The 13407-nt window shown below is 64.7% G+C and carries 12 protein-coding genes; 9 read left to right on the forward strand and 3 right to left on the reverse strand.

Translation table 11 applies throughout. The annotated features are described in order from the left end of the window. Positions 1 to 8 precede the first annotated feature (8 nt). The 3 genes from icmH to tssJ form a co-directional block, all read right to left on the reverse strand. A complete protein-coding gene (gene icmH, locus N5J29_RS18130) occupies positions 9 to 803 on the reverse strand; it encodes a type IVB secretion system protein IcmH/DotU (RefSeq protein ID WP_181452092.1) in 795 nt (264 codons plus the stop codon). Beyond that, entirely contained in the window at positions 800 to 2134 is a 1335-nt protein-coding gene (gene tssK / locus N5J29_RS18135) for a type VI secretion system baseplate subunit TssK (RefSeq protein ID WP_053517623.1), read from the reverse strand. Before tssK ends, icmH begins: the two co-directional genes overlap by 4 nt. A 215-nt stretch (positions 2135 to 2349) precedes the next feature. After that, a complete protein-coding gene (gene tssJ, locus N5J29_RS18140) occupies positions 2350 to 2973 on the reverse strand; it encodes a type VI secretion system lipoprotein TssJ (protein WP_053517622.1) in 624 nt (207 codons plus the stop codon). 253 nt (positions 2974 to 3226) lie between these two features. Here tssJ and N5J29_RS18145 point away from each other — a divergent pair, with 253 nt between their 5' ends. From N5J29_RS18145 to N5J29_RS18185, 9 genes are all read left to right on the forward strand, one after another. Next, complete coding sequence (locus tag N5J29_RS18145) at positions 3227 to 3832, forward strand: tetratricopeptide repeat protein (RefSeq protein WP_227255495.1); 606 nt, start codon at positions 3227 to 3229, stop codon at positions 3830 to 3832. Positions 3833 to 3862: 30 nt separating this feature from the next. After that, entirely contained in the window at positions 3863 to 4363 is a 501-nt protein-coding gene (gene tssB, locus N5J29_RS18150; RefSeq protein ID WP_053517620.1) for a type VI secretion system contractile sheath small subunit, read from the forward strand. 3 nt (positions 4364 to 4366) lie between these two features. Continuing rightward, on the forward strand, positions 4367 to 5857 hold the full coding sequence (tssC, locus tag N5J29_RS18155) for a type VI secretion system contractile sheath large subunit (RefSeq protein WP_053517619.1): 1491 nt from the start codon (positions 4367 to 4369) through the stop codon (positions 5855 to 5857). A gap of 146 nt (positions 5858 to 6003) precedes the next feature. Beyond that, positions 6004 to 6501 (forward strand): type VI secretion system tube protein Hcp, encoded by a 498-nt coding sequence (locus tag N5J29_RS18160; protein ID WP_006465355.1) that lies wholly within the window; start codon positions 6004 to 6006, stop codon positions 6499 to 6501. Between the two features lie 126 nt (positions 6502 to 6627). Further along, a complete protein-coding gene (gene tssE / locus N5J29_RS18165) occupies positions 6628 to 7116 on the forward strand; it encodes a type VI secretion system baseplate subunit TssE (protein ID WP_057496761.1) in 489 nt (162 codons plus the stop codon). After that, entirely contained in the window at positions 7116 to 8951 is a 1836-nt protein-coding gene (gene tssF, locus N5J29_RS18170) for a type VI secretion system baseplate subunit TssF (protein ID WP_164151852.1), read from the forward strand. Before tssE ends, tssF begins: the two co-directional genes overlap by 1 nt. Next, entirely contained in the window at positions 8915 to 10006 is a 1092-nt protein-coding gene (gene tssG, locus N5J29_RS18175) for a type VI secretion system baseplate subunit TssG (RefSeq protein WP_053520394.1), read from the forward strand. The genes tssF and tssG overlap by 37 nt, the downstream gene beginning before the upstream one ends. A gap of 66 nt (positions 10007 to 10072) precedes the next feature. Next, positions 10073 to 12826, forward strand: a complete 2754-nt coding sequence (gene tssH, locus N5J29_RS18180) for a type VI secretion system ATPase TssH (protein ID WP_164151850.1) — start codon at positions 10073 to 10075, stop codon at positions 12824 to 12826. Between the two features lie 22 nt (positions 12827 to 12848). Further along, positions 12849 to 13199 (forward strand): hypothetical protein, encoded by a 351-nt coding sequence (locus tag N5J29_RS18185; protein WP_053520392.1) that lies wholly within the window; start codon positions 12849 to 12851, stop codon positions 13197 to 13199. The last annotated feature ends 208 nt before the right edge of the window (positions 13200 to 13407 follow it).

Raw genomic sequence — 13407 nt, forward strand, 5'->3', positions numbered from 1 at the left:
CGTCAGGCTCATGGGAGGGTGATCGTAATGTGGGCGGTGCGCTCGGGCATCTGCACCACGTCGTTGTAGGCGGCCAGCTGCTGACGGGTTTCGTGTCCGAGGTAGGCGCGCATGCCGAAGAACGCGACGATGCCGAAGCAGCCGACAACCACGGCCGGCAGCCACAGCGGCACGACCCGGCGCAGGCCATGGCGCACGTTGTCGGGCGGCAGCGCGTGCGGGGCGAAGCCGTGGCGCTTGCCCTTCAGGTAGACGATCTCGTCACCCAGGCGCGCGGTCAGATAGCCCAGCTTCTCGGTGCCTTCGATACGGTACTTGCCCTCGAAGCCCATCAGCAGGCAGTAGTGATAGACCTCCAGCGACGGCAGGCGCGCCGCGCCCTGGCGGCGCAGTTCTTCCAGCCGGTCGAAGAAGTGCTCGCCGGCGAGGTGCTCGCCGAACAGGCGCAACTGCAGCGGATTGCGTTCCCAGGTTTCGTGCAGCGGCGACGGCTGCGACAGGATCGCCTCATCCACCGCGGCGCAGAACGCGTATTTGGCGGCGTAGACATCTTCGGACGCCACGCCAAGCCGCATCGCGTTGCGTTCGACGCCATCGAGGAACTTCTGCACCGTCTGCACGAAGCCCTCTGCGTCGTGCGGCAACTGGCCACGCTTGAGCAGAAGCAGCAGGTAGAAGCCGTCGGACATCAGATCCTGCAGGCTCTGCGGATTAGCCGCCTGCGGCGTCGGATTGACCATCGCGCCATTGGCGGTCAGCGACGGCATCGGGCCCGGGGTCGGGGGCAGGGGGGAATTCATCATGAGGTCACCGCCACAAGTTCCATCTTCAGCTCGGCAATGCCGGCCGGCACATAGATCATCACCGACTGCGCCTTGAGCATGCGCTCATACAGCGCACCGCGCGAATCAAATTCGAAGTAATGGCTGCCCGGGCGCACCGGGATCGCTGCCGGCACCTGCGCGGCGTGGGTAAGCTTCACGCCTGGCAGTGCGGACAGCACGCACTTCTCGACGTCGTCCGGCGCGCCGACCTTGAAGCGCACCGGGACGCTCTGGATCAGCTCCTGCGCCGGCAGCGAGGCGGAGACGGACAGGTAGAACGAGGCATTCCCGTCGATCCGCTGCGAGTCCAGCCGACCGAGGTGGTAGGACGGCTTGACCTCGTTCAGCGCGATCTTGAAGTAGCGCGTGGAGATCACCGTATCCAGCAGTGCCCGCACGATCTCCAGCAGCTTGCGGAACGAAGCTTCCGGCTGGTCGTGGCGGTACACCGGCAGGTCGCCCAGCTGGTAGGCGTTGGAGAAGGTCAGCAGTGCGCCCGCCATGCGCAGCAGTTCCTGGTGCAGGCGCTCGGGATGCAGCTGCGGATGATGCAGCAGATGGGCCAGCGCGCTGAAGGAACTGTTGATCGTATGCAGCAGCCAGAACGACGCGATGTCGCCCGAGCGGAATTCGATGATGTTCTGCGACGTCTGCCGATGCAGCCCGTACAGCGCATCGACCTTGGCCTGCAGCGCATCGAGCACCGCACGCAGTTCACGATGCAGGAACGGCGAGGCCTGCAGCTGCGCGCAGGGCGGGATGAACTCATCGTCCAGCTCGAAGCCGCCGCTGGAGGTGCGGCGCACACGCGCCACCGGCACGGTGGCATAGGCATCACGGGGCTGGTCGTCGGTAAGCAGCTTCACCGCCTTGCTCAGGTAGGCCAGTTCGGCCTCCACCGCATCGGTGAACAGGTCCTGCGTATCGCGGTTGGCCTGCCGATAGCGCGCAAGCACGGTGCCTTCCGCATCGGTGCAGTTGGCGCCGTCATCGCGCAGCAGCGGAAGTGCCAGGTAGATCACCGTGGACTGCACGCCAGGCGGCAGATCCTGCAGCGACACCGCGTCCGGCAGGCTGTCGTGGGCGGGGGCATCGTAGGTTTCGCCATCGGGAAACACCGCCGACAGATCGAGCGGCCTCAACGTGCCGCCGGACAAGGCATGGGGGTCGAAACGCACGCGGCGCGCGCCCCACGCGTACGGGTGCAGCGTCTGCGAAAGATCCTGCAGCCGTGCCTCGTGATACGCGTCCTGGCGCTGGAAATGCTGGGGCCGCAGGAACAGCCCTTCACCCCAGAGAACCTTCGACATCCTGCTTACATAAGCCACATTCAATCCTTGGAAATACCTTGAAAGGTTGCCCCTTGGGGGCCGGTTCCGCCGTCCTCGCGTTCCGCTGCGGCGAAGGCCCTGCCTTGCAATGTGAAAGTGTGAATCACATCGCACATTGATTGCGGCGGGGCAAACGTTGCGCGGAAGATACTATCGCATTGCGGCAATTTGAGTGCCAGAATTCCGACGCGGTCCTATTTCGCGCCTGCACAGCGGATCGAGGCAAGACTGCCCGGATCGCCGGAAAGTCGTGTGAGCAGGGCCTTGCTGTCGCTGGTCAGGGCACAGGCGTGGACACCGATGGTCACACCGTCCTGCGGCAGGGTCTTGCCCTTGGTGTCGAACGCGAGCCGCCAGCGGTTCTCGGCGGGGGCGCGGAACAGGGCGACCACGCCCAGCACTGCACTTCCTTCACTCAGCTGCTCGGACAATTCCTGCCGGGCCCCGGGGGTCAGCACCACCTCATTGACCGACAGCAGGTCGGCACCGAGGGCGGCCTGCTCTCCGGCCTGGTCCAGGAATGCGTTGAAGGGCGCCTGTTCGAACCGTTGCAGGCTGCGCAGGTGGTAGACCTTGACCACCGCCGCACTCGCCCGCTTGTCGTTGCCGGCATTGAGGTTGGTGCCGGCATACAGGCGCAATGGGACGGTCGGTGGCGCTTTCGGCTTTTCCTCGCGGATGCCGACGGCCTGCAGCGTCTTGTCCATCGCTTTCCCGAGCTTGCTGTCGCTGGCGCAACCGGCAAGGGAACCCGAAACAATGAAGGAGAAAATCGTGACGGATATCACGCGGCGAAATGAGGAGAGTTGCGCATTCATCTGGAGTCGGCGGGCTCGAAGGGCGGGGTGAAAGTCACGTATGCAACGGATTTCGCTCGCGGATATCACATTGGAATGTGAAGAATGTGTCTATCAAAACCGCCACATTCTTGACGAAATTCACTATACCGATGCGTATTCGCGAATGTACACTGCCGCCGACAGGGGCAGGAATCCCGTGCGGTGTATCGGCGGCGATTCGGCTTCCTTTAGGAACTAATTTCGACGAGGGATCACTATGGAAGTGAAGGCAATGGGGAAGGCTGTCTACCGGCCGATGTTCGCGCTGATGTTGCTGTCGGGCCTGGCGGCCTGCTCATCGGCACCGAAGAAGGCCGAGGTCGTGCCGTTCGAAACGACGCTGAGCAATGCCGAAGCACAGGTCACCACCGGTGGCGCGGATGCCGCCATCAGCGCATTCGAGGAAGCGGCGAAGGCCGATCCGACGCGCAAGGAGCCGTGGGTGCGCATCGCTCAGCTGCAGTTCGACCAGGGCCAGTATGCCCGCGCCATTGTGGCTGCCGAGGAAGTGCTGCAGCGCGATCCCAGCGATCTGGTCGCCGATGGCGTGATCACGGTGGCCGGTTTCCGCATTGCCAACCAGTCGCTGACCCGCCTGCAGGGGCGCGGCGCGCTGGCTTCCGATACTGCCCGCAAGGAAGCGCAGACCCTGGCTACCACCCTGCGCAACACCATGGGTGATGCCATTCTCGATCCGGCGCCCAAGCCGAAGCCGCGCAGCCGCGCCCGTGCCGGCCGTGCCGCCGCGCCCGCCGCTGCCGCACAGCCCGCTGCACAGCCGGCCAAGCCCGCTGCCCGCTCGAACAACTCCGATCCGTTCCAGAACATCGGCAACTGATCCGGACCCGGCCCCAGTCAGGAGACACACATGGCCAAGAAGGAAAGCATCCAGAAGCGGCTGCAGAAGATCCGCCCGCCGCGCGTCCAGCTCACCTACGATGTCGAGAAGGGTGACGCGATCGAGCAGAAGGAACTGCCGTTCGTGGTCGGCGTGATGGGCGATTTCAGCGGCAACCCGGAGCAGCCGCTGCCCAAGGTCAAGGATCGCAAGTTCGTCAGCGTCGACATGGACAACTTCGACGAAGTGATGGAAGGCATCGCCCCGCGTGCGGTCTATCGCGTGCCGAACAAGATCAGCGACGAAGGCGGCGAATTCGGCGTCGAGCTGAAGTTCAACTCCATCGATGACTTCCGTCCCGAGGCGGTGGTCCAGCAGATCGAGCCGTTGCGGCGCCTGCTCGAGTCGCGCACCAAGCTCGCCGACCTGCGCAACAAGCTGGCCGGCAACGAGAAGCTGGAAGACCTGCTGACCGATGTGCTCAACAACACCGAGCAGCTGAAGAAGCTCGGCGTGACCAAGGAGGACTGACCGATGTCAGCCGAAGCCAGCCCGTTGGCCACGCAGGCCGCCGTTGCCGAAGACGTCGGCCTGCTCGACCAGATCGTCGAGAAGAGCAAGGTCGCCAAGTCGAAGACCGAGCATGACCGCGCCAAGGACATCATCGCCGCGCTGGCGAAGGAAGTCCTGGACGGCACCGTGGTCGTCTCCGACAACCTCAACCTCACCCTCGATGCGCGCATCGCCGAGATCGACCGGATCATCTCCGAGCAGCTCAGCGCCGTCATGCATGCCGAACCGTTCCAGAAGCTGGAAGGCAGCTGGCGAGGCCTGCATTACCTGTGCCAGCAGACCTCCACCGGCCCGAACATGAAGATCAAGGTCTTCAATTCGCCGCAGAAGGATCTGGTCAAGGATTTCAAGTCGGCCATCGACTTCGACCAGAGCGCGCTGTTCAAGAAGGTCTACGAAGAGGAGTTCGGCACCTTCGGTGGCGCGCCGTTCGGCGCACTGATCGGCGACTACTTCCTCGGCCGCCAGCCGGAGGACATGTACTTCATCGAGCAGATGTCGCACGTGGCTGCCGCCGCGCACGCGCCGTTCATTTCGGCAGCGAGTGAAGGCATGTTCGGCCTGGAAACCTTCACCGATCTGGGCAAGCCGCGCGACCTGGCCAAGGTGTTCGACACGGTCGAGTACGCGAAGTGGAAGTCGTTCCGCGAGAGTGAGGACAGCCGCTATGTCGGTCTGACCATGCCGCGCTTCCTCGGCCGTCTGCCGTACAACCCGAAGGATGGCACCACCGTCGAAGGCTTCAACTTCGTCGAGGAGATCGAAGCGGCCGACCACAGCAAGTTCCTGTGGTGCAACACCGCCTATGCGATGGGTGCGCGCCTGACCCAGGCCTTCGAGAACTTCGGCTGGTGCGCGGCAATCCGTGGCGTGGAAGGTGGCGGCCTGGTCGAGGACCTGCCGACCCATACCTTCCGCACCGATGATGGCGAAGTCGCGCTGAAGTGCCCGACGGAAGTGGCCATCACCGACCGTCGTGAAAAGGAACTCAGTGACCTCGGCTTCATGCCGCTGGTGCACTGCAAGAACACCGACTACGCCGCGTTCTTCGGCGCACAGTCGGCACAGAAGCCGAAGAAGTACAACACCGATTCGGCCAACGCCAACGCGATCCTGTCTGCCCAGCTGCAGTACATTTTCGCGGTGTCGCGCATCGCCCATTACCTCAAGGCGATGATGCGCGAGAAGATCGGCAGCTTCGCATCGGCGGGCAACGTCGAGGAATTCCTGAACCGGTGGATCGCCCAGTACGTGCTGCTGGACGACAACGCATCGCAGGAAGCCAAGGCCCAGTTCCCGTTGCGCGAGGCATCTGTGCAGGTTTCGGAGGTGCCGGGCAAGCCTGGTGTCTACCGCGCGGTGGCCTTCATCAGGCCGCATTTCCAGCTCGATGAGCTGTCTGTTTCGTTGCGTCTGGTCGCCGAACTGCCGGCGTCCGCGAAAAAGTCGTAACGGTTTGCTGTAACTGAAGCGTCCAGGGGAGTCCGCTCCCCGGATTGCAGTGACGCTTATTTCAAGAGGGCGCAGCCCCCCTTAACCGCCAGGCCCCCGCCTGGCACATCAAATCTCACGGAAGAACGGAATTTAGGAGACCAGATATGCAGCACGCTTTCCTCTCGATTGACACCATCAAGGGCGAGTCGCACGACGACAAGCACAAGGACTGGATTGAAATCCAGTCGTTCTCGCAGGACCTGTTGCAGCCGCGTTCGGCCACCGCGTCGACCTCCGGCGGCACCACCGCTGCCCGCGTGAACCTGTCCCCGATCGAAATCACCAAGTCGATCGACCTCGCCTCCACGGCCCTGAACCAGGCCGCCTCCAACGGCACCACCTTCCCGAAGGCGCAGATCCAGTTCATGCGCGCCGACAAGGACGGCAACGCGATCAATTACTACACGGTCGAGCTGCTGAACGTGCTGGTCCACCGCGTCACCACGACGGTGGACAAGGAAGGCATGCCGCAGGAAGTTGTTCAGCTGAGCTTCGGCGCCATCAAGTGGACTTACCAGCAGCAGAAGCCGGAAGGCGGCGTTGGTGGCAAGACCGTGGCGCAGTGGAGCGCAACCAAGAACATCCCGAACTACACCGTGTGATGTTGTGTCACTGCGATGGCGCCTCGTGCGCCATCGCAGTCTGATCGTCGGGCAGGGCCAGGAACGGCCCTGTCTCTGCCGCACCGCTGCCGCCCGCACGGATGCCGAACCTGAGTGGATCGACCAATGAAGGGACTCGAACCCAGCCTGCTGGAAAAACTGTTCGACGACGCCCCCAAGCAGCCGGGCGCCGGGCCGGTATTCAAGTCCGTCTCGCTGGAGCAGTACAAGGAATCCATTGCCCGTGACCTGGAAGGGCTGCTGAATTCGCGCGCCGCGTTCCAGGAAGGCGACATGAAGGAGTTCCCCAACTGCCGGCAGTCGCTGCTGACCTACGGGCTGGCCGATTTCTCCGCGATGAGCCTGGCCAACGCCTATGATCGCGCCGCCATCTGCCGCTCCCTGGAGCAGGCCGTGGCGCGACACGAGCGCCGGCTCCGCAACGTCAACGTGCACCTGGACGCCGGCAATCAGTTTGCCGGCGGCCTGCACTTCACCATCCATGCGCTGTTGGATCTGGAACCGGCGCGCGAGCCGGTCAGCTTCGACGCGATGCTGCAGCCCTCGACCCTGCAGTACCAGGTCACCCGCGCACGTCGCACGCAGGCCGCCTGATGCAGGACCTGCTTCCTTATTACGAACGCGAACTGGCCTATCTCCGTCGTTACGGACGCGAGTTCGCTGAGCGTTACCCGAAGATTGCCGGCCGCCTGCAACTGTCCGCGGAGGGCAGCCAGGACCCGCATGTCGAGCGGCTGATCGAAGCGTTCGCGCTGCTCAGTGCCCGCGTTTCCAAGCGCATCGAGGACGACTATCCCGAGTTCACCGACGCGCTGCTGGATGTGCTCTATCCACATTACCTGCGCCCGTTCCCGTCGTGCTCGATCGCCCACTTCGACATGGAAGGGGTAGCGTCCAAACTGAGCGCGCCGGTGCGCGTACCCCGCGGTACCGCCCTGCAGAGCCGCCCCGTGCGTGGCGTTCCGTGTGATTTCCGCACCGCCTACGACGTGGTCCTGGCACCGGTCGGGGTACAGCAGGTGGTCTACCGCAGTGTCGCCGATGCACCGATGGCCACGACGCTGCCGGCGGGCACCGGCGGCCAGATCTCGCTGGGCTTCCAGCTGCTGTCCGATCAGCTCGGCTTCGGCCAGCTGGGCACCGATCAGCTTCGCCTGTTCCTGGATGGCGAGCCGTCGGTGCGGGCCGCTCTGCGCGATGCGCTGATGCTCGGGGTAAAGGCGGCCTATGTCGAATCCGATGGCGATGGCCGCTGGCGACGCCTGGAAAAGGTCCCGCTGAGCCCGGTGGGCTTCGCCGAGGATGAGGCGCTGATCGACTTCCCGGCGCGCTCGCATCCGGCGTACCGGCTGCTGACCGAGCTGTTCGCCTATCCGGAGAAGTTCGGATTCGTCGATCTGCATCTGCCCACAGTGACCGCCGGCGCCAGCCGTCGTTTCACGCTTCACCTGGTGCTGCATGCGCAGGGCCAGGACCGGGGCAACATGATGGTGCTGGAGGAGCTGGGAACGCACAACGTGCGCCTGGGCTGCACCCCCATCGTCAACCTGTTCAGGACCAGTGGCGAGCCGATCCGCGTCACCCATCGCACGGTCAACTATCCGGTGCTGGCCGACGCGCGTCGCGCCTTCGCCTACGAGGTGCACTCGATCGACTCGGTGCACCGCATCCGGCAGACACCGCAGGGCGAACTGATCCAGGCCTTCCGTCCGTTCTACTCGCTGCATCACGGTGAAGATCCGGAGCGGACCGGTCAGTACTGGGTGGCACGTCGTGATGAGGATGTCGCACGGCAGAGCCCCGGATTCGAGACGGAGATCAGCTTCGTCGACCTGTCATTCAATCCGGTGCTTCCGCAGACCGACACGGTCAGCCTGGAGCTGACCTGCAGCAACCGCGATCTGCCCAACCAGCTGGCGTTCGGTGTGGCCGGTGGTGACCTGAACATCGAGGGAGGCAGCCCGGCCAGGGCGATCAGCCTGCTGCGCAAACCGACCAAACCGCTGCGTTTCCGCCATGGCCGCAATGCGCAGTGGCGCCTGATCTCGCACCTGTCGTTGAACCAGCTGTCACTGACCGCCAGCGGCCTGCCAGCGCTGAAGGAGATGCTGCGCCTGTATGACCTGTCCGGCAGCAATGTTTCCGCTCGCCAGATCGACGGCATCCTTGAGCTGCAGCAGACCCCGACCACCACCTGGATGCATGGTCGCCAGTTCGCTTCGGTGGTGCGTGGCCTGGAGATCCGCCTGACGATCAATGAAGCCCACTTCGTGGGTACCGGTGTGGCCGCCTTTGCCCAGGTGATGGACCACTTCTTCGCACTTTACGTGCATGCCAACAGCTTTACCCGTCTGGTGCTGGTTTCCGGCGACAGCGGGGAGGAGATCGTCCGATGCCCAGCGCGCAGCGGCGAATCGATCCTGGCGTAGCCCAGCAGCTGCTCACCGAGCCCCACCGCTTCCAGTTCTTCCAGGCGGTGCGGTTGCTTGAGCAGGTGTTCCAGCGGCAAGGCGTCAAGCCCGGCCAGGCCGTGCCGATGCGCGTGCGCTTCCGCAACTCGCTGTCGCTGGGCTTCCCGGCCACCGAGCTGTCCGCGGAGGGTGAGGTCTACTCGCTGAAGGGCGAGCGGCTGGAGGGGCGCGAGGCCATCGAGCAGGCGCTGCACGGCGAGGAGCTGGCCGAGGTCCACCTGACTCCGCAGTTCATGGGCCTGCTGGGCACCGCTGGCGCATTGCCGCTGCATTACACCGAGACCCTGCAGCTGCGCGAGTTGTACCAGCGCGACCGCACCGCGCGCGCGTTCCTGGACATCTTCTCCACACGCGCCGTATCGCTGCACTACGCGGCGTGGAAGAAGCATCGGCTGGCGCTGCAGTACGAACTGGATCGCCGCGAGCGCTTCCTGCCGCTGGTGCTCTCGCTGCTCGGCATGGGCATGAGCGAGCTGCGCGATCGCCTGCACGAGGGCGAGGGCGAGATCTTCGATCAGGCCGTTGCCTATTACGCCGGTGCCGTGCGCCAGCGCCCCGTATCGGCCGTGCTGATGCAGCGCATCCTGTCGGACTATTTCCAGGTGCCGTTGCACCTGGAGCAGTTTGTCGGCGCGTGGTACCGGGTGCCCGCCGGTCAGGCAACGCGGCTGGGCCAGGCCAATGCGGTGCTGGGGGCGAGTGCCCTGGCTGGCGATCGCGTCTGGCAGCGAGACCTGCGCATGCGACTGCGCATCGGGCCGCTGCGGCGCGATCAGTTCGACGCCTTCCTGCCGGGTGGCAGTGCGGCCGAAGCCCTGTCCAAGTGGTTGTCGTTGTTGACCGGCGGCGTTCTCGAGTACGAAGTGCGGCTGGTGCTGCGCGCCGAGGATGTGCAGGGCAGCGCCCTCGGCAGCGGCGGCGGCGCTCGGTTGGGCTGGGACAGCTACATGTGCACCCAGGCGCAGACCACATCGCGTGAGGACACCACCTATGGCATCCACACGCTGCAATGACAACCCGCCGCAGGCGTCCGTGCCTGCGGTCCTCGAACGGTTCCAGCAAGGAGTGCGTGTTTCCGCATGAGCATCAACCTCAAGACCCTGATCAGCAAGCTGGACGACACCTGCCGCCAGGCGGCCGAGCGGGCCGCGAACCTGTGCATGGCGCGCGGCAACTATGAGGTGGACCTGGAGCATCTGTTCCTGGCCCTGCTCGAGCAGCCGCAGAGCGATTTCGTGTTGATTGCCCGTCGCAGCGGCATCCTGCCGGAATCGCTGGAGCGTGATCTCAACGATGAGATCAGTCAGTTCAAGACCGGCAACGGCCGCACGCCGGTGTTCTCCCAGCACATTCCCAAGCTGTTCGAGCACGCCTGGCTGATCGCCTCGCTGGACTCGGAAACCACCCGCATCCGTAGCGGCCATCTGCTGCTGGCGCTGCTGACCGAGCCGGACCTGGCGCAGTTGGCCTACCGTGGCTCGAAGCTGTTCGTGCGTTTCAAGCGCGAAGAGCTCAAGCACGACTTCGCCAAGCTCACCGAGGGCTCGCAGGAGGCGGTGCAGACCGTCCGCTTCGCCGATGCCTCGGCGAAGGAAGAGGGCGGTGAGGGCGAGGATGCCGTGTCCGGCGAGGCCAAGGGTGGGTTGTCCAAGACGCCGGCCCTGGACCAGTTCACCACCAACCTGACCCAGCGCGCCCGTGAGGGCAAGATCGATCCGGTGATCGGCCGTGATGGCGAGATCCGCCAGGTGATCGACATCCTGATGCGTCGCCGCCAGAACAACCCGATCCTCACCGGCGAAGCCGGCGTGGGCAAGACCGCCGTGGTCGAAGGTCTCGCCCGGCGCATTGCCGACAAGGACGTGCCGGAGGTATTGCAGGGTGTCGAGCTGCACACGCTGGACATGGGGCTGCTGCAAGCGGGTGCCAGCGTCAAGGGCGAGTTCGAGAACCGCCTGAAGAACGTGATCGACGAGGTCAAGAAGAGCCCGCATCCGATCATCCTGTTCATCGATGAAGCGCATACGATGATCGGCGCCGGTGGAACCGCCGGCCAGAACGATGCGGCGAACCTGCTCAAGCCGGCGCTGGCCCGCGGTGAGCTGCGTACGATCGCGGCGACCACCTGGAGCGAGTACAAGAAGTACTTCGAGAAGGACGCGGCGCTGGCCCGCCGCTTCCAGGTGGTCAAGGTTGAAGAGCCCAGTGAAGTGCTGGCTGCAGCGATGCTGCGCGGCATGGTCGGGTTGATGGAGTCGCACTTCAACATCCGCGTGCTGGACGAAGCGGTGACCGAAGCCGTGCGTCTGTCGCACCGTTACATCAGTGGCCGCCAGCTGCCGGACAAGGCTGTCAGCGTGCTCGATACCGCCTGCGCGAAGGTCGCGCTTGGACAGAGCGCCACGCCTGCGATCATCGAAGACACCCGCAAGCACTTGGATCGCCTGCAGGCGGAAATCAGCGCGCTGCAGCGCGAAATCGCAGGGGGCAGTGCACAGCACAGCGAGCGCCTGGACGAGCTGCATGCCCAGCAGGCGGAGGCGCAGGCGGTGCTGGCCAGCAATGAAGAGCGCCTCACCCGCGAGCGCGAACTGGCAAACCGCATTGCCGCGCTGCGCCAGCAGATGGAGCAGGGCCAGGCCCAGGCGGCCGATGGCGAAGCGCCCAGCGATGACGGTGAGGGCGACGTCGCCGTGGCCAAGCCGGCCGCCAAGCGCGGCAAGGCCAAGCCGGAACTGTCGCCGCAGCATGCTGAACTGGCGCGACTGCAGGCCGAGCTGCGCGAGCTGCAGGGCGAGACGCCGATGGTCCCGCTGCAGGTTGACGGAACCGTGGTCGCGGAGATCGTGTCGGCATGGACCGGTGTGCCGCTGGGCCGCATGGTCAAGGACGAGATCCGTACCGTGCGCACGCTCGGAAACCTGCTGGTCGAGCGCGTGATCGGACAGGACCACGCGCTGGATGCGATCGCCCAGCGCGTGCGCACCGCCACGGCCAAACTGGAAGACCCGAACAAGCCACGCGGTGTCTTCATGTTCGTCGGCCCCTCCGGTGTCGGCAAAACCGAGACCGCGCTGGCCTTGGCTGACATCCTCTATGGTGGTGAGCGCAAGCTGATCACCATCAACATGAGCGAATACCAGGAAGCGCACAGCGTGTCCGGGCTGAAAGGCTCGCCGCCGGGCTACGTCGGTTACGGCGAAGGCGGCGTGCTGACCGAAGCCGTGCGCCGCAACCCGTACAGCGTGGTGCTGCTTGACGAGGTGGAGAAAGCCCATCCCGACGTGCTGGAGATGTTCTTCCAGGTGTTCGACAAGGGCGTGATGGATGATGCGGAAGGCCGCGAAATCGACTTCCGCAATACCCTCATCATCCTGACCTCCAACATCGGCTCCTCGCAGATCATGCAGGCCTGCCTGAACAAGCCGGCCGAGGAGATTCCGGCGGCCGACGCGCTCGCCGACGCGCTGCGCCCGGTGCTGATGCGCAGCTTCAAGCCGGCCTTCCTCGGCCGCCTCAAGGTCGTACCGTACTACCCGATCAACGATGACGTGCTTGCGCGGATCATCACGCTCAAGCTCGGTCGCATCCGCGACCGCGTCATTGCCAACCACAAGGCCACCTTCAGCTGGGACGACAGTCTGGTGGAGGCCGTGCTTGCGCGTTGCACCGAAGTGGACTCAGGTGCCCGCAACGTTGACCACATCCTCAATGGAACCTTGCTGCCGGAAATCGCCGAGAGCGTGCTGGCGGCGATGGCCGAGGGGAACCGGATCAGCGCCATCAAGGTCACCGCCGGCAAGAAGGGTGACTTCAAATACAAAGTGTCTTGACACTGAGCAAATGGAGAAGGCAATGGAATTCTATGGATTCGACCGCGAAGCGGCTCTCAACCACTGTGACAGCCTGGAACTCGGCCTTGGCCGTGAGCTGGACCGTGTGCGTGCCTGGAACCGGCTGCGCCCCGAACATGTGATCGAGCTGCTGGAGACCGCGGTGCCCGCTGCCCGCCAGGATGCCCGCAACGTGGCCGCGCAGATCAGCCGCGGTTCCTGGCGCATCCACATGGATGCCCCGGTCGTGGGCAAGCCGCAGCTGGTGAGCAACGTGCGCGAACTGCAGATCACGGCCGGTGGACGCGATTACCGCCTGAAGATCAGCGAAGGCGTCCGCCTGCAGCTGGAAGAAATCGTCCAGGCCGCCTGATGATCGTGTGAGCTTGTCGCCCCGCACAGGGGCGCAGGCCACGCGGAAGCGGGAACCGGAGGAAGCCGATGCGCACGCCGCATGCAGACCACCTTGAAGCACGGGAAGTCGGGGAATCACCATGGACCTGGTAAACAACCTGCGGGCAGCGCTGGCCGGCCCATCGCATGCACAGCGCTTCCTGCGGCTGCACACCTCGCTGGGGAGC

It is taken from the genome of Stenotrophomonas sp. GD03680 (assembly GCF_029844625.1).
GTDB lineage: Bacteria > Pseudomonadota > Gammaproteobacteria > Xanthomonadales > Xanthomonadaceae > Stenotrophomonas > Stenotrophomonas maltophilia_P.

Excerpts from the sequence above, each read along its gene's own strand:
- N5J29_RS18160 (WP_006465355.1), top strand. The coding sequence starts at position 6,004 with ATGCAGCACGCTTTCCTCTCGATTGACACCATCAAGGGCGAGTCGCAC.
- N5J29_RS18145 (WP_227255495.1), top strand. The coding sequence starts at position 3,227 with ATGGGGAAGGCTGTCTACCGGCCGATGTTCGCGCTGATGTTGCTGTCG.
- tssE (WP_057496761.1), top strand. The coding sequence starts at position 6,628 with ATGAAGGGACTCGAACCCAGCCTGCTGGAAAAACTGTTCGACGACGCC.
- tssG (WP_053520394.1), top strand. The coding sequence starts at position 8,915 with ATGCCCAGCGCGCAGCGGCGAATCGATCCTGGCGTAGCCCAGCAGCTG.
- tssB (WP_053517620.1), top strand. The coding sequence starts at position 3,863 with ATGGCCAAGAAGGAAAGCATCCAGAAGCGGCTGCAGAAGATCCGCCCG.
- tssC (WP_053517619.1), top strand. The coding sequence starts at position 4,367 with ATGTCAGCCGAAGCCAGCCCGTTGGCCACGCAGGCCGCCGTTGCCGAA.
- tssH (WP_164151850.1), top strand. The coding sequence starts at position 10,073 with ATGAGCATCAACCTCAAGACCCTGATCAGCAAGCTGGACGACACCTGC.
- tssJ (WP_053517622.1), bottom strand. The coding sequence starts at position 2,973 with ATGAATGCGCAACTCTCCTCATTTCGCCGCGTGATATCCGTCACGATT.
- icmH (WP_181452092.1), bottom strand. The coding sequence starts at position 803 with ATGATGAATTCCCCCCTGCCCCCGACCCCGGGCCCGATGCCGTCGCTG.
- tssF (WP_164151852.1), top strand. The coding sequence starts at position 7,116 with ATGCAGGACCTGCTTCCTTATTACGAACGCGAACTGGCCTATCTCCGT.
- tssK (WP_053517623.1), bottom strand. The coding sequence starts at position 2,134 with ATGTCGAAGGTTCTCTGGGGTGAAGGGCTGTTCCTGCGGCCCCAGCAT.
- N5J29_RS18185 (WP_053520392.1), top strand. The coding sequence starts at position 12,849 with ATGGAATTCTATGGATTCGACCGCGAAGCGGCTCTCAACCACTGTGAC.